Source organism: Agrobacterium sp. DKPNP3 (genome assembly GCF_052686535.1).
Genome location: NZ_JBQYSN010000040.1, coordinates 13,582 through 39,153 on the forward strand (window position 1 = coordinate 13,582; position 25,572 = coordinate 39,153).

The following is a 25,572-nucleotide window of genomic DNA, read 5'->3' on the forward strand; positions in this document are numbered from 1 at the left end:
CTTCAATTGAACCGGATGCGGGGGTCGAGCACCGCCAGCAATATGTCTGAAATCAGCATGCCCACCAGTGTCAGCACGCCCATTAAGAGAATGAAACTTCCAGCCAGATACATGTCCTGACCGACCAGCGCCCGCAGCAGAAGCGGTCCCGCCGTTGGAAGGTTCAGCACGATGGCGGTGATGGTAACGCCGGAAACGAGATCCGGCAGCACCCAGCCGATCGAGCTGACGAAAGGGTTGAGCGCGATGCGGACGGGGTATTTCACAATGACCTTGCGCTCAGGCAAACCCTTGGCCCGCGCCGTGACGACATAGGGCTTGCTCAATTCATCCGACAGATTTGCCCGCAGAATTCTGATCATGGCGGCAGTGCCTGACATGGCGATGACGATCACAGGTATCCACATATGGCTGAGCATGTCGTTGAATTTTGCGATGCTCCAGGGCGCATCAACGAAAGCGGGAGAAAATATGCCGCCAACGCTTTGTCCCAAAAACCGGTAGCTCGCATACATCAAGGTCAGCGCCATGATGAAATTCGGAACGGCCAGCCCGATAAAGCCGAGAAGCGTAAAGGCGTGGTCGCCGAAGGAATGGCGTCTGACCGCGGAATAGATCCCTATCGGGAGGGATATTGCCCAAACAAGTAAAAGACTCGCCAGCGAGATCAACAGCGTCGATCCCATCCGGTCCCAGATCAGGGTCGAGACCGGCTGGTTCCACTCGAAGGAGTATCCGAAATCGCCCCGGGTCAATATTCCGCTGATCCACACGAAATACTGGACATAGACAGGTTGATCGAGACCGTATTGCGCGCGCAGGCGCGTAATCGTCGCCTCGTCCAGATTCTGCCCACCATCGGCCATGGTGGAGAGAAGCGAGGTCAGATAATCGCCTGGTGGCAATTGAATGATCATGAATGCGATCAAGGACATGCCGAACAGGGTCGGTATCATGTAAAGAACGCGCTTCGCCACATATGTCAGCATGGGTTCCTCCCACTACACGCTATCCGGCTTATGAATGCCAGGTCAGATGAACCGTCTCGAGGTCCCGGATGGAGGGCACGGTGATTTCCGCACGGTTGCCAACGATCTTGCAGAACGTTTCCTCGTTTTTCACAAGCAGTTTCACCGTGGCAGACGAGCGACCCTTCGGCAGCTTGATCGATAGCGTCTGCTCACCGATAGCATAGACCTCCCGCAAAGGACCTTTCATCATCATCGGGTTGGTAAGGTTGACGAGGAAGATCGCCATCGAGTCCTCGTTTTCGTAAACGGAGATGTCTATGATACCCTTCCCTTCGACCGTCACACGATGGTCTTTGCCAAGGGCCCAGTTCACGGCGTTCGAGATCAGCTTGCCATGATCGGGTGCAAGCACGTTCCAGAAAACCTCGCCAATGTTCCATGGAATGTAGACCACACGACCTCCATGGCCGGTATCACGCACAATCACCGCAGCGCCGTTCGGGGCTTCGCGTGGGTAGACCTCCTCCATGGGCAGATCCGGAAAATCAGGGACGTAAAGGAACGGCGTTTCAACGTCCGGATTGGCATCGACGGCAATAAGGTGTGTGCCGCCGATAATGCGTGCGGCGCCCTCGTAGCCCTCGTTCACGGGGTGCGGATCGGACAGTGCAACATAGGTGTTCTTGACCGGGCCACGTGGCACAGATGCCAGCGAGGCACCGAAGACATTTGATAGTCCGAAATTATCGCGCCGCTCGCCGACTTCATTACAGAGCGAGGTTTCATGCGCGGCAACGACCGACCCGCCGCGCTGTACATATTGTTCGATGGCCGCGCATTGTTCGTCGGAAAGATAGGTCGCATTGGCCAGAATAATGAGCTTGAAGCGATCAAGCGCATCCGGGGTCATGACCTGATCGGATAGAAATTCAAACGGAATGCGCGCTTCCACCAGCGCATGATAAAAGCCGAGATCATTATGTTCGGCGATATGACGTTGCTCCGGTGCCCAGTGCCGCAACGTCGTGGATGGATCAATGATCGCGATTTCGGCAGTTGGCTGCATGCCCTCCAGATACGGCTCAATGTCCGCATGAAGATTAAAGGCTTCTGCAACGGGCTGCACCCAGCGATTGTCAGGAACGCAGGCATTGAATTTGGTGAACCATGGGAAAAGGCCCTGCGCAATGCCGTCGTGAATCCAGAGCTTGATTTCCTCACCGCTCTGGACGGAATCCTTCCATCGGTACTCTTCCTCTGGTCCGATGGAGGTGATGAGGCCAACGGGTCTGTCCCGGAACGTTCCACGAATGCGTTTGCCGTTCCGTCCAGCAGACCAGCCAACCTCCACACCTTGTCGCGCCTGGTGGTCCACGAACAGGATCGGGCAATGTTTCTGGATGAGCGAAAGGTCGAATTCCATCAGTGACGAACCGCTCATATTTGGAATGAAGCTGGCATGGGGACGGATGGATTTGACCGTCTCGTCCCAGTAGACCACAAGCTCGGTGAGTATGCGTCTGCGCCACGCCGCCCACGCCTGCCATGCCGGATCCGTCGCATCCGGTCTCATCGGCAAATCAAAACCAGTTTCCTGCCTGAATCGTATGCGATTCTCGTCGCTGTAGGACACGCCATGACCCTGCCAGCGGTTGGCGAACACGGCATCGACGTCATATTTGGTTACGACTTCGCGAATGACGTCGGTTGTGAAGTCGCGGTTATAACTTCCCAGCGCATCGGTGACGTAGATACCGGGAAATGCCCAGTGCTCACGCGGACTTCCGTCCTGATTGATGGCCACCCATTCGGGATGGGCCCGTGCTGCATCCGCGTGGATCGCATGCGGGTCGACTCGTGCCATGACGTGCATCCCCAATTTGCGCGCCCCTTCCACGATCGTGCCGAACGGATCGGTATCGCCAATAAAGCTGGACACATAGTGCAGAGGGATTTCGCTTGGGTAGTAGGCGATATAGCCGCCAGCAGAAAGGCAGACTGCATTCGACTTGGTGCGCTTGAAGACGTCGACCCAGAATTCGGGATCATATTTCGCCGGGTCGTCTTCTGCAAAGGTCAATTGGGTCCAACGAGTGGCGGATTTAAACCAGTCTGGAGAACGAACGGCAGCTCCGGAAATGGCGTTTGGTTGATGCAACATGTGTTCTCCAATTACAATAGGATGCCATCACGCCCTTCAGGGGCGATTGAAAAGGTTCAATGTTTCCATCCGGGTTCGGTTGATACCGGGATGGAACGGTGGAATCAGGCCTTGAAAAAGGTTTCCGGGTTGGCTGGCCCGGGTGTGGGATATCCCCACGAATTCGGCATGGATTTTGGAACGTTCTGCATGTTGTTCTTCACCACGCCGTAACTGTCGCTGGGCAGGCAAACGCCGAAGACGTAAAACTGTTCGGCCGCGATCTCCAGTATTTCGGACATCAGCTTGCGCTGCACGTCCGGGTCCGGCGAGCCCAGCACGCGGTCATACCGCGCCAACGCGTCCTTGACCGGCTGAGGCGGCTCGACCGCACCCTTGGAAGCAGGATCGCGGTACCACAATTGCCACCCCTTGGCGTAGAGCGCCTCGGTCGTGTTGGGAATGAAATAGCGCGGATCGAGAATGGCCGCGATGCCGCCATTGCCGCCGAAGCGGTGTGCAGTGGCGTCATAGTCGATGCCCTGACGCACGCGCACCTCCCAAAGCGAACGGTCCATGCTTCGCATCTGCACGTCCACACCCACCGCGTGAAACATCGGTAGCGCCAGCTGGAAAATGTCAAGGAATGTGGTTCGAGCCTGGTCGATCTCGAATATGACCGTCACACGCTTGCCGTTTTCATCCTGCCGGAAACCCTCACCATCCTTGGTGGGAAGTATCTTGTCGAGCAGGGCGTTGGCCGCGTCGGGGTCGTATTGGGTGAATTGCGTGGCCAGACGTTCGTTATAGAGAGGATCCTCCGCCCGCACGGCCGGTTGGGAGATCGTTCCCTGTCCGATGAAAACAGTGTCGATAATCGCCTGCCTGTCCAGCGCCATCGACAGCGCAGCCCTGAAATCTCTGTTGCCGTAAAGCTTGCGTTTGGCTTCGTCAGGATGATTGAGATTAAGCTGGAAAACCATCTCATTGGTTTCGGTCGAGGTCAGCGTATATAAGCCAAACTGGCCCTGGTCCTGGGAGTCGTAAAGCACTGCCCGGTTTGCCGGCGTGGCGATATACTGATCCATCAGATCGATTTCGCCCTGCATCGCCTTCAACAACAATACCTGTGCATCGGCGACCATCTGGTAGACGATGCGATCAATGTAGGGCAGTTGATTTCCCTCGGTGTCGACCTTCCAGTAGAACGGGTTGCGCTCGGCGATCGCACGGTCGGTGCTCTGTCCTGGCGCAACCGCCATCTTCCAGGCGTGGATTACGGGACGTTGGGAGTTCTGGAAGAATTCGTTGTCCACGACGAGGCCCGCTTCGCGCTGAAACAATTGAATCCAGCCAGACGCGCCCTTGGCCTTGGCTTCCTGTTCAGCATCTGGGTTGTACTTGATGTGGAACTGCTTGAGGTAGTGTTTCGGTGCACGGGTGGTCTGATCGTCGTTCGCCCATGCCAGCCGCAAAGGGAAGAGACCGTTGGGCGCGGCGAAAATCACCTTGAACGTCACATCGTCCAACGCCTCGAAGCGGGCCTTTTTTCCGCCCGCACGCAGATGGTTCTGGCCGATGTCGTTAAGGCCCTCGTAATTGAATATGTCCTCGTACCAGAACATGATGTCCTCGGTAGTGAACGGCTGACCGTCAGACCACTTCATGCCCTTGCGCAATCTGAAGGTGAACTCCGTGGCGTCGGCATTGCTTTCGTAGTGCTCTGCGACATTCGGTACCACACCCGACCAGTCGGGCTTATATCGCAACAGCGGCTCGTAAGCCTGATATCGAAACAACATCGACAGGGACCCACCACCGACGATCGCGCTGTTCCAGTCACCACCATGTGTTCCGACGCGGTCAAGCGGCGTGATGACAAGCGGATTGAGCGGCAGGCGGTCCACAACGGCGGGCAGCTTACCCTCCCCGACCAAGGCATCCAGCATGGCGGGGTCTTTGACGGCCGTGGTCTGCGCGAACGCTGGCAAAGCGGGTAGTATGACGGCAGCGGTGCTCGCAGCGAGAAACGCGCGGCGATTTAATCCTTGCATTTGTTTTCCTCCTCCAGTCACGCATCGCGGAATTATCTCTCCTCCTCAGGATCGATCCCGCGATTTTTCGGACGGATGCCACGCCAGAAAAAGATAGCTTGCATGCTCGTATTTGTTTAGCTTGTATTATGTAATTTGTTAGGTAAAGCGTTATGTTGAGTTTATTTCGGTACGTAGCTCCACGGCGGGAGGATGCGTTATGCGCAAAGTAACATTGCAGGACATCGCCAATCACACCGGCCTGTCAAAATTTGCCGTCTCATGTTCACTTTCAGGAAAAGCAGGGGTCAGTGATGCGACGCGCAAACGCGTCGAGGACGCTGCCATGATGCTAGGCTACCAGCGCCCGAAGCCCAACGACGAGCAACGCGAAATCACTCTGATCTTTCACGATCAGGTCGATAGCGTGAGCTATGAGTTGCGGACGATGCTGCAGGACGGCATGCAGAAGGAGGCGCATCGACTGGGTCAAGCCGTACGGTTGCAGTGGACGCATGACGCCGACAGGGTCGAGGCGATGGTGAAAGATAGTGCTGGCGTCATTCTTGTTGGACCGCACGAACAAAAGACGCTGGACATTGTAAAAGCGTCGGGTTTGCCTTCTGTTCGACTGGGGTGGGTGTTTCCACTTGAACAGGCCGATCATGTCGGCGGCACGGACCACGAGGCAGGGATAGCGGTCGGCGATTATTTGTTTGGACTCGGGCATCGCGACATCGCTTTCGTGCAGGGGCAGGAAGGCTATCGCGGTCGTATGGAGCGATATCACGGTCTGCGCGAAAGTTTAGAGCAACATGCCGATGCAAGACTGCATGTCCTGCGCTTTGACGAAGATGGTGGCTTTATCCCAGCGCTGCAAACTCTTCACACTGCCGGAATCGCACCCACAGCCCTGTTCTGCGCTCACGATGGGCTGGCGCTGACCGCTGTTTCCGAGCTACTAGCACGTGGCTACCGTATACCAGACGACATGTCCGTTGTCGGATTCGGTGATTTTTCCGCCGCGACCCAAATATCTCCTCCCCTGACGACCATCAGAGTGCAAGGGGTGGAGATGGGTGCTACAGCGATGCGGCTATTGTTGGAACGCATTGAAACAAGAGGGCAGCCGGTCGTCGCAAAACGCATCCTTATCGCCTCGACCTTTATCGAGCGACGCTCATCGGGGCCTGCCCCTAGACATTCGAAATGGTTGACTCCCTTCGAGCGATGAAAACAACCCACCCTTGAAGGGTCACGCACCGAAGACCCAGTTATTCTGACCAAATAAGATCGTCAATTACCCCACGACCGTTCCTTGGGCGGCTTGCAGACACCTCAGCATCTGGCTATATTACTGGAAATATCCGGAGGGTACCATGGCTAGCTCGCAGACACGCGCAATTCAGAATTATCGAAGCCGCCTAGGCGACCGCGGTCTCGCTCGTTTTGAGGTTCTCGGGCGTGAGAGTGATCGCAGCTTAATTAGATCGCTTGCCCGCCGACTGGCCGAAGATGGCCCAGAGGCGGCCAATCTGCGCGCCTTCGTTAGTGAAACTCTCGCCGGAGAGCCGCCGAAAAAGGGTGGGATTCTCGCGGCACTCCGCCGATCGCCACTGGTTGGTGCAGAGCTAGATACAGCCCGATCACGCGAAGAAGGTCGCGAGATAGATTTTTAATGCGCTATTTGCTCGACACCAACATTCTAAGCAATATTACGAAATCAGAGCCTTCAGCGTCTTTGTTGACGTGGATGGCTGAACAAGTGGACGATGATTTGTTCATCGCATCACTCACTATCGCCGAGATACACCGTGGAATACTCGAGAAGCCGGCGGGGAAGAAGCGAGCTGCGCTCGAAACCTGGTTTCGAGGCAAAGAGGGCCCCCAGTCACTCTTCGCTGGTCGCATTCTTCCATTCGACGAGAAGGCAGCTCTCGTGTGGGGAGAGATGATGGCGCAAGGAAGGGCAACGGGCCGCCCGCGTAGTGCGTTGGACACGATCGTGGCTGCAATCGCTCAATCGAATAACTGTGTTGTTGTCACCGACAATCTGCGAGATTTCCAGGGGATTGAGATCATCAACCCCCTTCGTACAAGCGCTATCTGAAACGTTTGCTAGAGTTAAGCTCTTGATCGGAATCGAACCAGCGTTCCGAAGAACCGCCCCATCACCGCCATCGCAACCCATCCACACTTTCAGTTATTGCAGATAGAGGTCTCTCTCGCTATATTGGCTGCTAAGGAGATATCGCATGGCCAGCCAGATTGTTCATTTCGCCAGACTGTCAGATCGCGATCGAAAAACAGCAATGCCGTTGCCAAAGCTGGTTGCCGGTGACAGGCTGGAACTCCACGTTCGTGATGCAGGTGGCAAGGCGCGCACGCTCCCGATCCCACCCTCGGCCGCCGCAGCTGTCGAAGCCCTTCTGGCGCATATGCTGCGCGGGGAGCGCGTTGCAGTGCTGGCCGAGGACCAGGAAGTGAGCCCAAGTGACGCTTCAGCCATTCTCGGCATTTCTCGTCCGCTCGTCGTCTTGCGCATGGACCGTGGCGATCTGCCATTCCGCTACGTCGGCAAACACCGCCGCGCCCTCCTGAAGGATGTGCTCGCGTTGAAGTCGAAGCTCGACAAACGACAGATGGCAATGGAAGCACTTGCCGAGGACACAGAGGACCTGATCGAGACCTATGGCCTCTAATCCGCCCGTCGCGGTCTACGATGCCTGCGTCCTCTACCCCTTCCACCTCCGCAACATTCTGATCCAGTGCGCCTTCGACGGTCTTGTCGAGGCGTGCTGGACCGACGATATACATGATGAGTGGATGCGCAATCTCGCCGCCAACACACCAGGTTTGTCCATCGACCGTTTGAGAGCCACGCGCGACCGGATGAACGCGGTCCTCCCAGAAGCCGTCGTGGCTGACTATCGCCCGTTGATTCACGAACTCACGCTACCGGATCCCGATGATCGACACGTCCTCGCGGCAGCCATCGCAGGCAAAGCCTCCGTCATCGTCACCTGGAACCTGAAGGACTTCCCCGCAAGCAACCTTCTCGCCCATGGTGTGACGAGCAAGTCACCAGATGATTTCCTCACCGATCTCCATGCGGCGTTTCCGGAAGCGCTAATCTCCAGTGTCAAAAGTGCGAGGCATAATCTGCGAAAGTCGATCCCATCGGTTGAGGCGTTCGTCGACGCGCTTCATCAAGGCGGGTTGAAGAAGTTTTCAGGGATGCTTCGCTGCAACATAACCGGATTGAAGTGAGCCCGCGCAATCCTTGAAAAATTGACGAGACCGCCCGACGACTTCTTTGGGTTGTCGGGTGGTCCTTATAGACTTTACGGATTCTTAACCGTCTACCACTAATTCCGCACGCCCTCGGCCTGAGGCCCCGAGAGAATACGGGATGACACATGCCAAACGAAGACCTTTCCAAACGCCATTTCCAGAAAAAGATCTCGACCTACTGCGATGTCCGCATTGTTCCTGTCGCGCCGGATCGGGTAGTTGACAACGTCCGCGCCTACCTTCTGGCGTTAATCACATTTCGAAAGACACCCGCTCTAGCGAACAACCGCTATGATTGGCGGCAGATAGCGCACGATTGTGGGATCGATGAAGCGCTGACGATAACGTTGAAGAAACAGCTGCGACCAGCGCTGGATGCGATCATGCGCTGGCTGAAGGAGCCGCTTGTAGAAGACGATGCTCCGAAAGGCAGAAGACTGCAAGCTGCGCGGATATCCGGTGCCACGGGAAAGTTTACCCCCTCCCCGACAAGCCAGCATCACGAAATCGAAGAGATCGAGAGCTCGCCCTCACCTGGCCGCCCCGGCCCTAAGCCGAGATCAGTTTCTGACAAACCAGAACCCTTGTTCGAGGCCAACGAAGACCCGAGTTCATTCGCCGATGCACTCGCCTATCAAATGCACCGCTTTGGTGAGAGTTACTGGCAACTCCACCGGGCGGTCGTTTGCATAGACGAAACCTTTGATGCGAAGACCTTGCTGTCGTGGATTGAGGGCCAGCGTGTGCCGCGCTCGGTGGCAAGCTTTGATATCCTTTGCCGGATCGAGCGCAGATATGGCTTGGAGCGAGGCTATTTCAAAGCCAAACTGCCACATCAGTCCAGGTCCTTATATGGCCACGATCTGGAAGACATCAGCCCGGCGGAGCGGCGCCGGCTTGCCTGGCATCTTCCCGACGACTTCAGCAGCCTGCCTTTTTCAAAGCGCGCAGAGATCCTGGAATGGGTCCGGCGCGTCATCATCTCGGGGTCGACGGATTACAGGCATTTCCAGGCGGCAGCAACGAAGCAGCGCTACGCAATCCGGTTCCCTGGGATCACATATGGCGGGAGTGCACTTACTCCTCGACTAGCGGTTTCTAGCTGGCTGCGAGATGAGGACGAAAAAGGGCGTTTGACCAAGGCTTTCGAGGATCCAGACCTGCTCTCCGGTGTCGTTGACGCACCCCCTCGGCTTGCGATGGAGATGGCAGATCTCATCCGCTTCAAAACGTCGACTCTCACCGAGATCGGCTTCCGCAGTGGAATGCAGACGTGCATGGCGGTTTTGATCTTACAGACCTGGCCGATGTCGATCGCGACGTCTGCGAAGACATGGTGACAGTTTTCACTTTTCTCGCCCGCGAAGAGGATCTCGTTTACCCCGAGGCTTACAAACCGGAGATCATTCAAATCATTCGCCGCTGGCGGCCGGACGTCGAGATCGATTAATGTCGAAGCCGCGCAGGCCAGCTTCCCTGTCTAACATCGAGCGGCGCGCTGTCGAGCTCGACACGATCGCATCGGTCCTGCCAATCGAGCGCAGGGACGAACTTGCCGAACTTCTCACTGACCAGGATGTCGAAACGCTAAAACATCTCGTCAACCAGGGCATGGGCGACAACACGCTGCGGGCGCTGACCTCCGATCTCGCCTATCTCGAAGCCTGGGGTCTTGCGTCCACCGGGCAGTCCCTGCCCTGGCCGGCGTCAGAGGCGCTACTGCTCAGATTCGTCGCTCACCACCTGTGGGATCCCGAAAGGCGCGCCAGCGACCCCCAACACGGCATGCCTGCTGACGTTTACGAGAACCTCAGAGGCCAAGGCTTCCTGAAATCCATCGGCCCGCACGCCGCCGATACGGTGCGGCGCCGGCTTGCGAGCTGGTCGACCATGACAAAATGGCGCGGCTTGTCCGGAGCCTTCTCCTCCCCTGCCCTCAAACAGTCGATCCGGCTCGCGGTCCGCGCCGTTCCACGAAAGCGTCGTCGAAAAAGCGCAAAAGCGGTCACGGGGAACATCCTGCAAATGCTGGTCGCCACGTGTGCAAGTGACAGCTTGCGTGACATCAGGGACCGGGCGATTTTGATGGTCGCCTTTGCGTCAGGTGGTCGCCGGCGCAGCGAGATCGCCGGCCTCCGCCTGGAGCAACTGACCGAGGAAACACCGATCGAGGTGCCAGACAGCCCTCCCCTTCCCTCTTTGGCAATTCATCTTGGGCGGACCAAAACGACGACCGGAGAGGACGACGACGTCGTCTATCTCACAGGCCGGCCTGTCGAGGCATTGAATGCCTGGCTGACCGCCGCCAGGATCGACAAGGGAAGCGTGTTTCGGGGAATCGGAAGGTGGGGAACGGTCTCGAGCCGGGCGCTCGATCCGCAGTCGATCAACGCGATCCTTAAACAGCGTGCGGAAATGGCGGGGTTGGACCCCGGGGAGTTTTCGGCGCATGGGCTGCGGTCAGGGTACCTGACCGAGGCCGCCAATCGTGGCATTCCGCTGCCTGAGGCGATGGAGCAATCGAGGCACCGATCCGTTCAACAAGCCTCCAGCTATTACAACAATGCTGCGAGGAGGACCGGCCGGGCAGCACGGCTCCTTTAGGGTGGCCATCCCCAAATAGGCGAAGGGCGGTACGCGCGCTGGATCGTAGCAATGAGCCCGAACGTGACAATGGCGACGGCACCAAGCATTGCCGCAGCTGTAAGGGATAGAGAAATCCCGATATGCGCCATCGCGAATGCCATGACAAAAGGCGCCAAGGCCGAGAGAACTAATTTGGAGGCCATCGTTTTTCCCTGCAGCTTACCATAGCCGTCACTGCCGAATAGGTAGAGTGGCAGCGTGCCGGCAACGATACTCAGCAGACCGTTGCCCATCCCAAAGACAACGGCGAAGACCATCGAGCCCAAGATGGAGGGCGCCGTAAATTGCAGGATCAGCACACCGCCGGGGATCAGGATGGCCGCAACGATCGCCAATAGCAGCGCCGGCAGGTTCTTCCCGAACACCATGTTGATCAGACGGCTCGCAACCTGCGACGGACCAAACAGGGTACCGATCAATGCCGCGGAGGTGCCGAGACCAAGACCAGACAGCAGCGGCACCATATGCACCAGCACGGCCGAACTGGAGAGCGACAGCAGCGAAAACGCCGTGACCATCAACGCGAAGCAGAGGCGGCGTTGCTCGGGCGGCAGTATCCCTTCGACCCGTTGCGGCGTCGATTTGGCCGCCGACCGACGCGCGGTAACGTCGTGCGAAAGCCAGGCGTGGATCGGCAGGCATATAAACAGGTTCAGGCCGGCATAGAGCAGATAAACATTCTGCCAGGAGGTCTGCGCATGCAGAGCCGTCGTGATCGGCCAGAACATCGTCGAAGCGAAGCCTGCGAGCAACGTCAGATAGGTAATGCTGCGCGACGCCACGTGCGGCCTGATCTGAACCAGGAGCGCGAATGCGGCGCCGTACTGAACCAGGTTGGCCGCCACCTGGATCGCAATCAGGGCGGCCGCATAGGAGGTCTTACTGGGTGCGTAGGCGCAGGCAACGAGAGCGGCGGCTGCCGCAGCCGAGCCGATCGTCATCACTCGCCCGGCCCCGATGCGGTCGAAAAGGCCGCCAAGCCAGGGCGCGGTCAGGCCGCCGATCAGCAGCGCGGCCGAAAGCGCGCCGAAGATCCATTCGGTCGACCAGGCAAAATGCGCGGCCATGTCGGGCGCCAGGATGCTGAAGCTGTAATAGAGAGTGCCGTAGCCGATGTTCTGGGTGACGCCCAACGCGACAATCGCGGCGACCGGGACGCGCTCGCTCATATGGATTTCAGGCTCACGCGCCGCTCCAGCTTTTCGGCGTCTTCCTTTCGCTCGCTGTAGCGATCGGTGAGGTAGGTAGAGGCGTCCCGGGTCAGGAACGTGAACTTGACCAACTCCTCACAGACATCGACGACGCGATCATAATAGGACGACGGCTTCATGCGGCCGTCAGTGTCGAATTCCTGGAAAGCCTTGGCGACCGACGACTGGTTCGGGATGGTAATCATCCGCATCCAGCGGCCGAGCACACGAAGCTGGTTGACGGCATTGAACGACTGCGAGCCGCCGGAGACCTGCATAACGGCGAGTGTCTTGCCCTGCGTCGGCCGCACGGAACCGACCGAAAGCGGGATCCAGTCGATCTGTGCCTTCATGATGCCGGTCATGGAGCCGTGGCGTTCCGGACTGATCCAGACCTGGCCTTCCGACCAGGCCGACAGATCACGCAGCTCCTGCACCTTCGGATGGCTGACCGGTTCCGCGTCGGGAAGCGGCAGGCCAGCCGGATCGAAGATCCGAACTTCGCAGCCAAAATGTTCGAGCAGGCGCGCGGATTCGTGCGCCAGCAGTCGGCTGTAGGATACCGGACGCAAAGAGCCGTACAGGATCAGGATCCTCGGCTTGTGAGCCGAGGACGGCGGACGCAGCGCGTCTAGGTCCGGCTGGCGCAGGTGCGCCAGGGATGCGGCAGGCAAATCAGCCAATGCGCTTGCCCTCCGCATTGAGGACCTGTTCGCCGTCCTCTTTCGTGAAGGCGCCCTTATGGGTGTCGGGCAGGATCTCGAGGACGACTTCGGACGGCCGCGACAGGCGCGTGCCCATTGGTGTCACGACGAACGGCCGGTTGATCAGGATCGGATCCTTGAGCATGGCGTCGAGGAGCTGGTCATCGGCCAGATCCGGATTGCCGAGGCCGAGTTCAGCATAGGGCGCGCCCTTCTCGCGGATGGCCTGGCGCACGGTGAGCCCCGCATCCGTAATCATCTGCACCAGCTGGTCGCGGCTGGGCGGATTTGTCAGGTATTCGATCACCGTGGGCTCAATGCCGGCATTGCGAATCATCTCCAGCGTGTTGCGCGAGGTGCCGCAAGCGGGGTTGTGATAAATTGTGACGTTCATGACTCAGATCCTTTTGGTGGAGAGATTGCGCACGGCGCCGCCGCGCTCGTACCAGCCCTTGCTGCGGTTGACGATCCAGACCACCGACAGCATCACCGGCACCTCGATCAGCACACCAACCACGGTGGCCAGCGCCGCGCCCGAGTTGAAGCCGAACAGGCTGATGGCGGCGGCTACCGCCAGTTCGAAGAAGTTGGAGGCGCCGATCAGGGCCGACGGGCCGGCGACACAGTGCTCCTCCCCGCTCACGCGGTTGAGCAGATAGGCCAGGCCGGAGTTGAAATAGACCTGGATCAGGATCGGCACGGCAAGCAGGGCGATGACGCCCGGCTGCGCCAGGATCTGTTCGCCCTGGAAGCCAAAGAGCAGCACCAGGGTGGCGAGCAAAGAGAGCAACGAGAGCGGCTGTAGCCGAGCGCCGAGGCGGGTGACATCGGTTGCCCGGCGCAGCAACTGGGCCGCGATCACCGGCAAGACGATGTAGAGCACCACCGACAGGATCAGGGTGTCCCAAGGCACGGTGATGGCGGAAAGGCCGAGCAGCAGGCCGATGATCGGCGCAAAGGCCATAACCATGATGACGTCGTTCAGCGCGACTTGGCTCAGCGTGAAATGCGGCTCGCCTTTGGTGAGGTTCGACCACACGAACACCATGGCGGTGAAGGGTGCTGCCGCAAGTAGGATCAGGCCGGCGATGTAGCTGTCGATCTGGCCGGCCGGCAGGTACGGTCGGAACAGGTAGCCAACGAATAGCCACCCCAGCAGCGCCATGGAAAACGGCTTGATCGCCCAGTTGATGAACAGGGTGACGCCGATGCCCCGCCAGTGGCGGCTGACCTGGCCGAGGGCGGCAAAGTCGATCTTCAGCAGCATCGGGATGATTATCAGCCAGATCAGCACTGCCACCGGCAGGTTGACCCTGGCGACTTCGGCCGCACCGATGGCCTGGAAGACGCCGGGCATGAGGTGGCCAAGGGCAACCCCGGCGATGATGCAGGCGAACACCCACACAGTCAGATAGCGTTCAAATGTAGACATGGCTTATTCCGGAAGGTGCGCGACCATAAGAGCGGCCGAGGCGGGGCATAGGCTGGCGGCTTGGCGCGTGTGCAGAATGGTGGGCGGCGCAGCCGCACGATCGATCGGGGTAAATCCGAGGTTCTGAAAAAACGGAGCGGCCGTATCGGTCAGCAGATAGACCGCACTTGCGCCGTCGCGGTGCGCCTGGTCGAGGAGCTTTCTTGTGATCGTCTGACCGAACCCCCGGCCGCGCTGGTCAGCCACCACGACAAGGGATCTCAGCAGCGCGCAGTCACCATACAGCTCCAATCCTCCGAACCCTACCAGCTGGCCGTGATGCTCCGCCTGGTAAAACGCTCTTCTCGCTTCCGCGAGGTCATCCGTGGGGAGATGGGCGGCCTTGAGGGCCGACTGCAGGGCTGCGTCCACGCCAGGGACCGGCTTAAGGGAAACGTCGCTCATGCCCCGACTCCCGCTGGCGCACAGCACGCGGCGACCTCGGTCGCCGGCGCGCAGATCTCTGGATGACCCGCGCAGCAATCTTCCATGAGGAAACGGATCAGGGCGCCGAGACCGTCATAGTTGGCGGTGTAAATGATCGAGCGGGATTCGCGTTGCTGGTTGATGAGCCCGGCGCGCTCCAGCTCCTTGAGATGAAAGGAGACGTTCGACGGCGAGACTTCCGCCTTCTCGGCGATGGCGCCGGCAGCCATGCCGTTGGGCCCTGCGACCACCAGCATGCGCACAATGTGCAGGCGGGTTTCCTGCGACAGGGCCGCGAATGACATGAGGGCTTGACGTTCTTCCATATTTCTACAATCCTTGAAATATTGAAACAGGAGTAGCCGAAATGAACGCGCTCGACAAGCCCCTTCTTGAAACCGACATCAGCCTGGGCCGCCTGCTCGACACCATTGATGGCGTACGAAATCTCCCCCTGATCTTTTCCTATGACGGCCACCCGGTGAAACCGGGCTACCATGTAACCGAAGTCAAGGCCGGCCAGTTTGCTGCACTCGACTGCGGCGCCGAGCACGAAGAATGGTCCGTAATCTTCGTACAACTGTGGGACATCCACGAAGACGACCGCTCCCATATGCCAGCCGGAAAGTTCGCCGCAATCATCCGCAAGGTATCGAAGCATCTGCGGCTCGATGGATCGGCCAAGCTGACTTTCGAAGTCAGTGACGGCGTCAGGCCGATGCAGCTTTACTGTGCGGCGACCCCTGCCCTGCACAGCGGCGCGGTACATGTCGACCTGGTACCGCGGCCAGCGAGCTGTAAGCCGCGCGATCGGTGGCTCGCCGAAGAAAATCAGAAGGCCTCGGCGTGCTGTGGCCCAACACAACAGACCGGCTCGTGCTGCTCCTGAGTCCGCCCAATTTGGGTGAGTCCGGCGAATTGGGCGAATGTCTTGTTATTTAGAATCAGCGAGATAGAATCCGCTCGATTAGGACCACCGACAATCGAAAATCGTAGCAAATCCCGTTCCTGAAGATCGCCTTTTGGAGCGCCCGTGCCAAAAACATCGCTGACCGCCGTCGAGCGCCGCGCCGAGGAACTCGACACCATCGCATCGGTGTTGCCGCTGGAACGCCGCGACGAACTCGCCGAACTGTTGACCGATGAAGACGTCGAGACGCTGCGTCACCTCGTCAACCAGGGCATGGGCGACAATACGCTGCGCGCACTGACATCCGATCTCACTTATCTCGAGGCCTGGGGCCTGGCCGCCACCGGACAGTCCCTGCCATGGCCAGCACCTGGATCACTATTGCTCAAATTCGTCGCTCATCATCTGTGGGATCCGGAAAAGCGCGCAGGCGACCCCAACCACGGCATGCCCGCCGATGTTGACGAGAATCTCAGGCGCCAGGGTTTTCTGAAATCCATCGGTCCGCACGCGCCTGATACGGTGCGCCGCAGGCTGGCTAGTTGGTCGACACTCACCAAATGGCGCGGTCTTAATGGCGCTTTCGCCTCCCCTGCCCTCAAACAGGCGATCCGGTTGGCAGTTCGCGCTGTTCCCCGAAAGCGCCGTCGAAAAAGCGCAAAAGCGGCACAGGGGACATCCTGCAAATGCTGCTAGCCACGTGCGCAAGTGACAGCCTGCGCGACGTTCGCGATCGGGCGATACTGATGGTCGCCTTTGCCTCGGGTGGTCGCCGACGCAACGAGATTGCCTCATTGCGCGTCGAGCAACTGACTGTCGAGGCTTCGATCGAATTGCCCGACAGCCCTCCCCTCCCCTCCCCTCTCTCGCCATCCATCTCGGCCGGACGAAAACAACCACCGGCGAACAAGATGAGATCGTCTACCTGACGGGCCAGCCGGTGGAGGCGCTCAATGCCTGGATGGCAGTCGCAAGCATTGAGAAAGGCAGCGTGTTTCGGGGGATTGGCAGGTGGAATACCGTTTCGAAGCGGGCGCTCGACCCGCAGTCGGTCAATGCCATTCTCAAGCAGCGAGCCAAAATGGCCGGGTTGGAGCCAAGGGAGTTTTCGGCGCACGGGTTGCGGTCAGGGTATCTGACCGAGGCGGCCAATCGCGGCATCCCTCTCCCCGAAGCGATGGAGCAATCCCGCCATCGATCAGTGCAACAGGCGTCCAGCTACTACAACAACGCGACACGGCGAAGCGGGCGTGCGGCACGACTATTTGTGTGAGGAGCTTATCTCGATAGTCATGCTGTCCGATGCGTTTTATCCTGAAATTAAAGCCAGAGAAGAAAGCGGAACGAGGCTTAGCTCCGTTCCGCTCCTTTATCATGCTTTGGCGGGTATGGCGCCTGATCGTGCGCCGTCCGTCACCTTGCGATATACCAACAGCGTCGCTACGAGACCGCAACCGCCAGCAAGAGCAAGCCAATAGCCGGGTGCAGCCTTATCACCGGTCTCTTCGATGAGCCAAGTGGCGATCGCTGGCGTAAAGCCTCCGAATATCGCCGTCGCCAACGAATAGGCGAGCGAGAACCCTGCTGTCCGCACGATCGGCGGCACAATTTCCGTCAGGGCGACAACCATGGCTCCGTTATAGCTGGCATAAAGGAAACTCAGCCAGAGTTCAGCTATAAGCATGCGCTCGAAGCTCGGTGCGGAGACGAGCCACGCGATCACCGGGTAAGCTGTCACGAGAGCGAGCGCCGAGAAAACAACGAGGACAGGCTTGCGGCCAATACGGTCGGAAACAGTGCCCATGACCGGTAGCCAGAAGAAATTCGACAAGGCAACGCAGAATGTCACGAGAAGGCTGTCGGTTTCCGAAAGCTTCAGAACGCTCTTGCCGAAGGTGGGCGTATAGACGGTGATAGCGTAAAACGAGACTGTCGTCATGACGACCATCAACATGCCGAGCAGGACGATGCCCCAGTTGCTGGCGAGCGTCTGATAGATCTGCGTCATTGTTGGGCGATGTTGACGGGCGGCGAACTCCTGGGTTTCCTCCAACGAACGCCGGACATAAAAGAGGAAGGGCACGATGCCGCAGCCAATGAAGAAGGGTATACGCCAGCCCCATTCGGTCATCATGCTCGGTGGCATCAGCGAATTCAACGCATAGCCCAGGACAGCGGCAACCATGATCGCGACCTGCTGGCTTGCCGACTGCCACGATACATAAAAGCCTTTTTTTCCTGGCGCCGACATCTCGGCCAGATAGACCGAGACACCGCCGAGTTCGACACCTGCCGAAAAGCCCTGCAGCAGACGACCGATCAGGACAAGTAGCGGCGCAAAGATGCCAATCGTCTGGACGCCGGGCACAAATGCAATGAGAACTGTACCGAGCGCCATGATGCTGAGGGTGACGATCAGGCCCTGCCGGCGGCCGATCTTATCGACGTAGGCGCCAAGGAAGATTGCTCCGAGCGGTCGCATCAGAAACCCTGCCCCAAAGGTCATGAAGGTCAGCATCAGCGATGCGGCTTCATTGTTTGACGGGAAGAAGGTTTTCGAAATATTGCTGGCGTAGATCCCGACGAGAAAAAAGTCGAACATCTCAAGGAAATTGCCGCTTGTTACGCGCAGTACGGTGCCAACGCGGGATGAGCGTCTAGCTGCTATCATTGTTTTTCCTCCAAAGGCACGAGACGTACCCAGCTTCGGGTCCTCCAGTCTCAATGCAAACGGTCGTGCGGCAGTCGAGTGTGCCGCCGCGTGTCGACGGCAGGCCCCGACAGGCGCCTTTGCCAAACTCATTTCCAATCGTTTACATCGAATATCCTGTCACCATCCTGTCACGCCCTTAAGCAGCTCGAAATTGCTTGTCACAAACTCATCCACCGTGCTTGAACTAGCAGATGAAACATAAGACCAGGGAGGAAGGCATGCGGGTCCTCATTGTGGAGGATGACCCGTCGTTGGCTCGCGGGATAGTGACGGCGCTCGTGAGCGGCGGGTACGCGGTTGATCATATCGACAATGGGCGCGACGGACTCTCTGCAGCTCTCGAGGAAGACTACGCGCTTATCGTGCTCGACCTCGGTTTGCCAGAAATGAATGGGCTCGCGGTCCTCAGAGCGCTGCGTCAGGCAGGTTCGACAACTCCCGTAATGATCCTGACTGCGCGTGATGCTATTCCCGACCGGGTAGCCGGGCTCGATGTGGGGGCCGACGATTATCTGACCAAACCTTTCGCGCTGGAAGAATTTGAGGCCCGTGTGCGCTCTCTCGTTCGGCGCGGGCAGAAACAGGCGAGCCCGATACTGACCAGCGGCGCGCTTTCTATCGATCTCAACGCTGGTATAGCCACACTTTCCGGGCGCACCCTCTTTTTGCGGCCAAGGGAGTATTCTGTCCTCGTTCTTCTTCTGGCTCGAGCAGGCCAGGTTGTTCAAAAAGAGCGACTCGCCTCGGCGATTTCGAATTTCGATGACGCGCTTACGCCCAACGCCGTGGAACTGCATCTTGGGCGTCTGCGTAAGAAACTCCAGCCAGACGGCCCCAATATTCGCACCATTCGTGGTGTTGGCTATATCCTTGAGGTCGGGTGAATGAGCGGCAGCGGCACGCCGTCCATCCGCCGGCGCCTTCTCCGAAATATGGTCTTGCCCGTCGCTGTGCTGGCAGTCGTCTTCGGCGTTGGCGGCGCATTCCTCATTCATAGCGTCGTGAGCCTCACGCAGGACAGACTGCTTGATGCGGCGCTGATCTCAATCATCGATCGCGCGTCGGCGCATGGTCCGGCGCACCTCGGCGACACGGTGGCACAAGGCGCCATCGAGATTCTACGTGACGACGCAAACGATACCTTCACCTTTTGTATATCTGATGGCGTTGGCTTCCAGCGAGGCGATCCAAAACTCTGTGCGCTGAGTACGCCCGCAGCGCCATCAGACAGCACCACGCATGTAGCGGCTGAACTGAATGACAACCAGGTGCGGATCGCCATGACCAGTCGCGCCATAGAAGGCTTCGCTGAGCCGCTCACTTTCAGGATAGCAGAAACGCTCAACAGCCGGCTTAATATGGAAGCGCGGATGCTCGTCGTACTCGTGCTGTTCGAAGCCGTCCTCCTGACCGCTGCCGCCATTCTTTCCTATTTGGCCATTTTGCGAGGGCTTCTCCCTCTTACCGAGATCAGTCAGGAGCTTTTGGGACGAGCGCCGCCCGGCGCAATCCCCTTTGCGCGGATCGATACCGCAAGGGTGCCGGAAGAGGCTGTCGACCTTGTCTCGGCGATCAATACATTGATGGAGCGGCTGGATGAAACTATCGCTGGCGTACGCGATTTCACCGCGGATGCTTCACATCAATTGCGGTCGCCGCTAGGTGGTATCAAGCTGCATCTTGAGCTTTTGGAGCGGCAGGCGGCAGGGCAGGCTCCTCTTCTGGCAACACTTCGCGAAGCGCAAGACGGCGTGACGCGCTTGCAACGCGTGCTCGAGCAACTGATCGTGCTGGCACGCGTAGACACAAGGAGCGGAGGGGTCGACCTCAATCAGCGCATTGATCTTGGCCACCTCGCGGCCGATGTCTTGGCCGGATACGTGCCGAAGGCTTTGCACCGCAAGATAGATATCGTGCTCGATGCGCCGGACAGCCCCATCTATGTTGCCGGCAATCGGCTTCTTCTGCAGGAAATCGTTTCCAATCTTGTCGATAACGCGCTTGCACACAGTGCAGAAGGGAGCGCCGTGACGGTGCGCGTGATGCAGGACGCAACAGCAGGAACAATCGCGGTAGAGGATGAAGGGCCAGGCATTCCAGAGCAAGAACGCGGTCGCGTCTTTCAGCGCTTCTATCAGATACCGCGCAGTGGCGCGAAGCCGGGCTCTGGGCTTGGTCTTGCGATCGCCCGACGTATCGCCGATCTTCATGGCGGCTCGATCAGTCTGAGCGACACCTTGTCGGGAAGCGGTCTCAGCGCGCGGCTCGGTCTGCGGCTCTTCCAGTTGCCAGCGGCGGGAAGCGCTGAGAGAACAACCTAGAATCTCAGGATGGTCGAGTTCTTCTTTGAAATGGCCGCGATCCGGAACCTTGTCAGCTGACAAGGTTTTTGCAGGCGCCCTTTAGCCTGAGTTGCCGCGGCTTCATGCCAATGCAAATGCGAGTTCCGTGCGCAGGCTTGAGATCAAGTTCCAGGGGCGGGGAGGGGATAAGAACAAAACCTTGTCAGCTGACAAGGTTTCTTGGGCGCACAGACATATCGCGCGGCTCTTTTCGTCATGGACAGGCGCTCGAACCATTGACCAACAGCTTTCGACGCCTGTGTTGTGGCGACGGTAGACAGAAAAAAGGGCGAGCTAGCAGACGACCCAGGGGAGGGGATGCGCGAGCTGGCAGCGGAGCCCCGGAACAGCGACGGGTTCTGATATCAATCAGTGCGATCAAGACAATGGACAAAAACTTGGCTGCCGCTCTTCACGGATTGGCGCCCGGCCCCGCTCCGCAATCGGGCTGCGAGGCGACGAGGCAATAAAAATTGCAGCACTATAAATGCGTCCTGAAGCACACCGGATCTTCTCGCGCTTCAAATAATGCTTCCGGGAAAGGGCTTATCGGTGTTGGTGCTGTGCCCCGTGGTGTTTGCACAAAGCGGGAAAAGGTGCAGCCGATCTCCGCGTGTTGTGGCTATCGGGCTGAGCTTGCGGAAGCTGCAATCTTGGCGGCGGCACTTCGCCCGAGCGAACTGTCGGCTTTGGCGGCCAGCGTTCTTCGGCCACTGGTGGTGCGCCGAGCCAGCGAATCCAAGCCTTGCCGGAACTGCTTTTTCAGTTCTGCCGCCAACTCCGTCTCGATCCCACAGGCCTGAGTGATCATCGTCCGGTCGATATGGCCATCCAGAAGCGGAGGAGATTCCCGGCAGATGATCGAACTGGCCAGAAAGCGGTATATTCTCCAGCACCCGTCTGGAGTCGATTGGAGCGATGCGATGGTCGAAGAATTCTGACATTTTTCGCTGAAATAACGTGATGAAAGGTGTCGTGTTTGATAATGCTCATTCCGTTTCTCTCGACACCAATGCCGAGGGCGAGCGGGAATAGTGGGCGAGCTTTAACATAGGATGTATCCGGCGTTTCACTTCTAATGTCTAACGGCGCATAATATCGTACCCGCCACCTACACCGCCTAGACCAAAGCTCAGGAGTCCAATGTCGGCGTGTTAACTGAGCGGGCTTAGCTACACCTGTCGCTCAACTAACCGAAATGCGCCTTGCTTGATTAACGGGTGAGGCTGATATTGAGTGTCGTCTGATTCCCAATCCAGAAACCACCCGGGTCGTTTCGTCGAAACGGTTGCTGCCAGTGAAACAGTGCGTGCGTTCGTCCGCCACCATTGCCGCCGAGCCGGCGATTGATGTGCTTTCATTGCTAGAGCGGCTCAGCTTGACGCCATGATGAATGGTTTAGAGGCTAGAAATGTTGCCCATGTCGTTGCGTCCGATCCGTGAGATGCACGCCAGGCTCCTGCACAGTGGGCAGGGAGGCACCAAGGATCCAGGTAAGTTCCGCCGCTCGGGTGCTGTGGTTCTGCAGCATCTGGCATCGGTAGAAAGCACGCCGAGCATTATCACGGATACATCAACGTCGGGGACTTGATTTCACAACCTGGAAAACGACTTCGCTGCTGCCACATCCCCAATTTTCTATTTCACGTTGATTAATATTCGTTAAACAAAATTAATCCATCGTTAACTATGTTGGCCTAGTTCTGCCTTTTAAGCCGACTTCGTATCGGCGCAATATAGGCCAACTTTTTGTTCCGCGTATTGGCAACTTGCTCATTCTTCTCATTTGAAGGTGGAACGTTGAATGCGGTCTCGTTGGCTTCCAGCTCTCCTTTGCACTATTGCCGCCAGCGCCCTGGCGACAGGCTGTGCGAACGGCTCAAACGCTCGAAAACAGGCAGGTGCCGTAAGCACGGCGGTGTCCAGCGGCACTCCTAGTGGGATGCATAGCGGAGATTTGCCAGGTGTGACCGGCTCCACAGCAGGCCCGGCCACATCCCAGACGCCCGAAAGCGCCGAGCACAAGAGACCTCTTTCCCTTGAGACCGCGGTCAGAAAGGCAGTTGACTGGCACCCTGCCGTGACGGAAACGATTGGCCGGTTGCGCCAGCAGACTGAATCCGTCAATGAAGCCCGCGCAGGTTATCTTCCAAATCTCAGCTGGGGGCTGGATTCCTCCTATAGTACCGATCGATCGGATCGCTACAGTCCGGATCTGAACTTCAATGTCTCCCAGATGCTCTATGATTTCGGCAAGGTCGACAACCGGGTCAAGATTGCCACGGCCGGGATTGCGGGGCGGAAATCGCAAGTTCTGATGGCTGTGGATGACCTTGCCCGTGAGGCGGCTTATTCGGTCATTGAAATTCAGCGCAACCGTTCCCTGAGGGGTGTCGCGCGAGACCAGATTAAGGATACAAAGGCCATTCTCGAACTGGTGAAATCACGGACGGACAAGGGCGCAAGCACGCGTTCCGACCTGCTGCAAGCTGAGGCGCGTGTTCAGGCGGCAGAGGCCACATTGCTGGAAATCGAAGGGCAATTGTCCCGATGGGAATCGGTGCTTGCGAATTTGAGCGGCATTGCGGGTCGGATCGAGGTATCGGATACGATACCGGCCTGGCTGTCAAAAGCCTGCGGCGCCAGGGAAATGGACTGGTCGCGTGTGCCTGTGGTCATGCATGCAGCGGCGGATCGCGAAGCCGCGGCCGCGCAGATCGATCTCGCCAAGGCCGAGGGTCTGCCGACTCTTTCTCTCGATGCGGGAATTGGCGTCGATGTTACTGAGATGAGTTCTTTCGACCCCGACTATAGCGTCGGATTGCGGGTTACGGGCAGCCTTTACAATGGTGGCGCCACAAGCGCGCGGCGGAACATGGCCGTGCAGGCGCTCGGCGCATCACAGGCTGCGGAAGCGCGTGCGCGGGTAGATATCCTGCGAAACCTCACGGAAGCCAGCAGTCAGATTTCCAGCAAGGAAAGCCTGCGCCGCTCGCTTTCGATGCGTCAATCGACGATGAGACAAACCCGCGATCTCTACCGTACACAATATGTTGAACTGGGTACACGCAGCCTGCTCGATCTGCTCAACGCCGACCAGGAGCTTCACGCCGCGAGGTTCGATATCAGCAACATCCAATATGACCTGCACAGGTTGAGCATCGACTGCACGTTCAATGCCGGGCGGATGCGCGAAGCCTTCGCGCTCGAGGGCCAGACTGTTCAAGGCATATCGCTCTAGGCGCAACTTATTGCGACTCTCGCCGGCAGTGACCCATCTATTTGATCTTTGTCATTTTTTACGGATGAGGAAGTTCCTTTTCCGATTGAAGAGGGCTCTGGATCGTCTTGCCTTCTTGCCACATATTCCCTCTTTTCCAGCCTTCCTCGGGCGGGACCAAACGGCACCGGTCGAAGCCGAAACGTCCTTGTGCAGCGCAAAAATACCGGCTTGTTTTCCGGGAGCAAACAGGGTCTGCAGCCTGGCATTTTGACGACGGCTAGCCACGGCTACGCCCTTCAGTTCCCCCGTGGATTTTGAGGGGATTTTAGCCCTGTCATTTGGGAGGGATCGATAAAACAGAATCTTCTAATGCTCTCCCCGGTTGTTTTTTCCTTGCGCTGTTTCGTTTTTATGCAATTATGAGGATGGGAGAGGGCCCTGAGAGGGAAGTTCCCCTGAGACAAGAGATGAGAGCCGTTTGATACAGGCTCTTTACGTCGCAGCGGTTAGCCGTTCGTAAAACTCCATTTTCTTGAATGTTGCTTGGTGTTCCAGGCGACAGTGGATTTCTGTCGCCGATGTTGCCGCGTTGCAGGAGGACAGTTTCATGGTCGCGATAATAACCGATAAGGCCGCCGGAAGTTCTCGGACCGTGCCGCTAGACAACTTGAACATAGACAAGCCCAGCATTGTGCAGATTCGCGCCAGCCGCAACGAGGTCTCCGACTTTGTACGCGATGGCGACGATCTCCTGGTTCGCATGCGATCCGGTGAGACAATCCGGATCGGAAATTTCTATCGCGAGGTCAATGGCGACCACAGCCAGCTGGTGCTGGAAGACGAGGACGGCAATCTCTGGCTCGGCGAACACAGTGACGGTTTGGCGGATTTCCGCTTTTCGCAGATTGAAGGCGTAGACCAAATTGTTGGAGCGTCAACGAATGACGGCTCCATTCTCGGCCTTGCTGCGCTGGGCCTGCTGGCTGCCGGCGGCGCTATCGCAGTCGGAGGTGGCGGGTCTTCTGATGATGATGGCGATGCAGACGCCGATGCAGACGCTGATGCGGATGCGGATGCCGACGCGGACGCAGATGCGGATGCTGATGCTGATGCTGACGCCGATGCCGATGCCGATGCGGACGCCGATGCCGACGCGGACGCAGATGCAGATGCCGATGCAGATGCAGATGCAGATGCAGATGCGGATGCGGATGCGGACGCGGACGCGGACGCAGACGCCGATGCCGACGCGGACGCAGATGCAGATGCAGATGCAGATGCAGATGCAGATGCAGATGCGGACGCAGATGCCGATGCCGACGCGGACGCAGACGCAGACGCAGACGCAGATGCGGACGCGGATGCGGATGCCGACGCAGATGCCGATGCCGATGCGGACGCAGATGCCGATGCTGATGCCGACGCCGACGCAGACGCAGATGCCGATGCTGACGCAGACGCAGATGCGGACGCGGATGCCGACGCAGATGCTGATGCTGATGCTGATGC

At 58.3% G+C, this 25,572-nt stretch carries 22 protein-coding genes and 3 pseudogenes; 14 read left to right on the top strand and 11 right to left on the bottom strand.

Annotated elements, in window-relative coordinates; translation table 11 throughout:
• Positions 1-2: 2 nt before the first annotated feature.
• The 3 genes from ACUTJJ_RS12880 to ACUTJJ_RS12890 all read right to left on the bottom strand — a co-directional run bounded on the left by ACUTJJ_RS12880 (position 3) and on the right by ACUTJJ_RS12890 (position 5,165).
• Complete coding sequence (locus ACUTJJ_RS12880; RefSeq protein ID WP_173616190.1) at positions 3-989, bottom strand: ABC transporter permease; 987 nt, start codon at positions 987-989, stop codon at positions 3-5.
• A 28-nt stretch (positions 990-1,017) separates the two neighbouring features.
• Complete coding sequence (locus ACUTJJ_RS12885) at positions 1,018-3,132, bottom strand: family 10 glycosylhydrolase (protein ID WP_445542419.1); 2,115 nt, start codon at positions 3,130-3,132, stop codon at positions 1,018-1,020.
• 104 nt (positions 3,133-3,236) lie between these two features.
• The gene (locus ACUTJJ_RS12890) at positions 3,237-5,165 is read right to left on the bottom strand and encodes an ABC transporter substrate-binding protein (protein ID WP_445542420.1); all 1,929 of its coding nucleotides are present in this window, start codon (positions 5,163-5,165) and stop codon (positions 3,237-3,239) included.
• Between the two features lie 199 nt (positions 5,166-5,364).
• On the opposite strand from ACUTJJ_RS12890, the gene ACUTJJ_RS12895 reads away from it, so the two are divergent.
• The 8 genes and pseudogenes from ACUTJJ_RS12895 (at position 5,365) to ACUTJJ_RS12930 (ending at position 11,042) form a co-directional block, all read left to right on the top strand.
• Positions 5,365-6,378 carry a LacI family DNA-binding transcriptional regulator gene (locus ACUTJJ_RS12895; protein ID WP_445542421.1) on the top strand — a complete coding sequence of 338 codons (1,014 nt, stop codon included), beginning with the start codon at positions 5,365-5,367 and terminating at the stop codon, positions 6,376-6,378.
• A 145-nt stretch (positions 6,379-6,523) separates the two neighbouring features.
• Positions 6,524-6,823: a hypothetical protein gene (locus ACUTJJ_RS12900; RefSeq protein ID WP_082055481.1), complete on the top strand. Its 300-nt coding sequence runs from the start codon at positions 6,524-6,526 to the stop codon at positions 6,821-6,823.
• Entirely contained in the window at positions 6,823-7,254 is a 432-nt protein-coding gene (locus ACUTJJ_RS12905) for a type II toxin-antitoxin system VapC family toxin (protein WP_445542422.1), read from the top strand. The genes ACUTJJ_RS12900 and ACUTJJ_RS12905 overlap by 1 nt, the downstream gene beginning before the upstream one ends.
• A gap of 145 nt (positions 7,255-7,399) precedes the next feature.
• Complete coding sequence (locus ACUTJJ_RS12910) at positions 7,400-7,846, top strand: excisionase (protein WP_080830429.1); 447 nt, start codon at positions 7,400-7,402, stop codon at positions 7,844-7,846.
• Entirely contained in the window at positions 7,836-8,414 is a 579-nt protein-coding gene (locus ACUTJJ_RS12915; RefSeq protein ID WP_209090438.1) for a PIN domain-containing protein, read from the top strand. Before ACUTJJ_RS12910 ends, ACUTJJ_RS12915 begins: the two co-directional genes overlap by 11 nt.
• Positions 8,415-8,563: 149 nt before the next feature.
• A pseudogene (locus tag ACUTJJ_RS12920) lies at positions 8,564-9,697 on the top strand (hypothetical protein); the annotation flags it as partial.
• A 14-nt stretch (positions 9,698-9,711) separates the two neighbouring features.
• Positions 9,712-9,888 carry a DUF7673 family protein gene (locus ACUTJJ_RS12925; RefSeq protein ID WP_425292747.1) on the top strand — a complete coding sequence of 59 codons (177 nt, stop codon included), beginning with the start codon at positions 9,712-9,714 and terminating at the stop codon, positions 9,886-9,888.
• Entirely contained in the window at positions 9,888-11,042 is a 1,155-nt protein-coding gene (locus tag ACUTJJ_RS12930) for a site-specific integrase (protein ID WP_445542423.1), read from the top strand. Before ACUTJJ_RS12925 ends, ACUTJJ_RS12930 begins: the two co-directional genes overlap by 1 nt.
• Here ACUTJJ_RS12930 and arsK read toward each other — a convergent pair.
• Genes arsK through ACUTJJ_RS12960 form a run of 6 tightly spaced genes read right to left on the bottom strand, consistent with a single transcriptional unit; the run spans position 11,039 to position 15,201 of the window.
• Positions 11,039-12,253 carry an arsenite efflux MFS transporter ArsK gene (gene arsK / locus ACUTJJ_RS12935; RefSeq protein ID WP_445542424.1) on the bottom strand — a complete coding sequence of 405 codons (1,215 nt, stop codon included), beginning with the start codon at positions 12,251-12,253 and terminating at the stop codon, positions 11,039-11,041. The two genes, ACUTJJ_RS12930 and arsK, sit on opposite strands and share 4 nt — an antisense overlap.
• Entirely contained in the window at positions 12,250-12,975 is a 726-nt protein-coding gene (arsH, locus tag ACUTJJ_RS12940) for an arsenical resistance protein ArsH (RefSeq protein ID WP_445542425.1), read from the bottom strand. The genes arsK and arsH overlap by 4 nt, the downstream gene beginning before the upstream one ends.
• Positions 12,950-13,372, bottom strand: a complete 423-nt coding sequence (gene arsC, locus ACUTJJ_RS12945; RefSeq protein ID WP_209090446.1) for an arsenate reductase (glutaredoxin) — start codon at positions 13,370-13,372, stop codon at positions 12,950-12,952. The genes arsH and arsC overlap by 26 nt, the downstream gene beginning before the upstream one ends.
• Before the next feature lie 3 nt (positions 13,373-13,375).
• Positions 13,376-14,410: an ACR3 family arsenite efflux transporter gene (gene arsB / locus ACUTJJ_RS12950; RefSeq protein ID WP_445542426.1), complete on the bottom strand. Its 1,035-nt coding sequence runs from the start codon at positions 14,408-14,410 to the stop codon at positions 13,376-13,378.
• 3 nt (positions 14,411-14,413) lie between these two features.
• Positions 14,414-14,854 (bottom strand): arsenic resistance N-acetyltransferase ArsN2, encoded by a 441-nt coding sequence (gene arsN2, locus ACUTJJ_RS12955; protein WP_209090450.1) that lies wholly within the window; start codon positions 14,852-14,854, stop codon positions 14,414-14,416.
• Complete coding sequence (locus ACUTJJ_RS12960) at positions 14,851-15,201, bottom strand: ArsR/SmtB family transcription factor (RefSeq protein ID WP_209090452.1); 351 nt, start codon at positions 15,199-15,201, stop codon at positions 14,851-14,853. The genes arsN2 and ACUTJJ_RS12960 overlap by 4 nt, the downstream gene beginning before the upstream one ends.
• 41 nt (positions 15,202-15,242) lie before the next feature.
• Between ACUTJJ_RS12960 and ACUTJJ_RS12965 the strand changes: the two genes are divergently transcribed.
• Both ACUTJJ_RS12965 and ACUTJJ_RS12970 read left to right on the top strand, forming a co-directional pair.
• Entirely contained in the window at positions 15,243-15,764 is a 522-nt protein-coding gene (locus tag ACUTJJ_RS12965) for a DUF6428 family protein (protein WP_445542427.1), read from the top strand.
• Between the two features lie 144 nt (positions 15,765-15,908).
• Positions 15,909-17,058, top strand: a pseudogene (locus tag ACUTJJ_RS12970) (site-specific integrase).
• A 99-nt stretch (positions 17,059-17,157) separates the two neighbouring features.
• On the opposite strand, the gene ACUTJJ_RS12975 reads toward ACUTJJ_RS12970, so the two are convergent.
• Positions 17,158-18,456: an MFS transporter gene (locus ACUTJJ_RS12975; protein WP_445542428.1), complete on the bottom strand. Its 1,299-nt coding sequence runs from the start codon at positions 18,454-18,456 to the stop codon at positions 17,158-17,160.
• A 233-nt stretch (positions 18,457-18,689) separates the two neighbouring features.
• Here ACUTJJ_RS12975 and ACUTJJ_RS12980 point away from each other — a divergent pair, with 233 nt between their 5' ends.
• The 4 genes and pseudogenes from ACUTJJ_RS12980 to ACUTJJ_RS12995 all read left to right on the top strand — a co-directional run.
• On the top strand, positions 18,690-19,382 hold the full coding sequence (locus ACUTJJ_RS12980) for a response regulator (RefSeq protein WP_337926171.1): 693 nt from the start codon (positions 18,690-18,692) through the stop codon (positions 19,380-19,382).
• Positions 19,383-20,819, top strand: coding sequence for a sensor histidine kinase (locus ACUTJJ_RS12985; protein ID WP_209090457.1), 1,437 nt, complete (start codon positions 19,383-19,385; stop codon positions 20,817-20,819).
• A gap of 1,987 nt (positions 20,820-22,806) precedes the next feature.
• Positions 22,807-24,081: a TolC family outer membrane protein gene (locus tag ACUTJJ_RS12990; RefSeq protein WP_445542429.1), complete on the top strand. Its 1,275-nt coding sequence runs from the start codon at positions 22,807-22,809 to the stop codon at positions 24,079-24,081.
• Positions 24,082-24,670: 589 nt separating this feature from the next.
• A pseudogene (locus ACUTJJ_RS12995) lies at positions 24,671-24,958 on the top strand (BapA/Bap/LapF family prefix-like domain-containing protein); the annotation flags it as partial.
• A 39-nt stretch (positions 24,959-24,997) separates the two neighbouring features.
• Here the strand turns inward: ACUTJJ_RS12995 and ACUTJJ_RS13000 are convergent.
• Positions 24,998-25,572: hypothetical protein (locus ACUTJJ_RS13000; RefSeq protein WP_445542431.1), on the bottom strand; the 575-nt coding region annotated here is incomplete at its 5' end.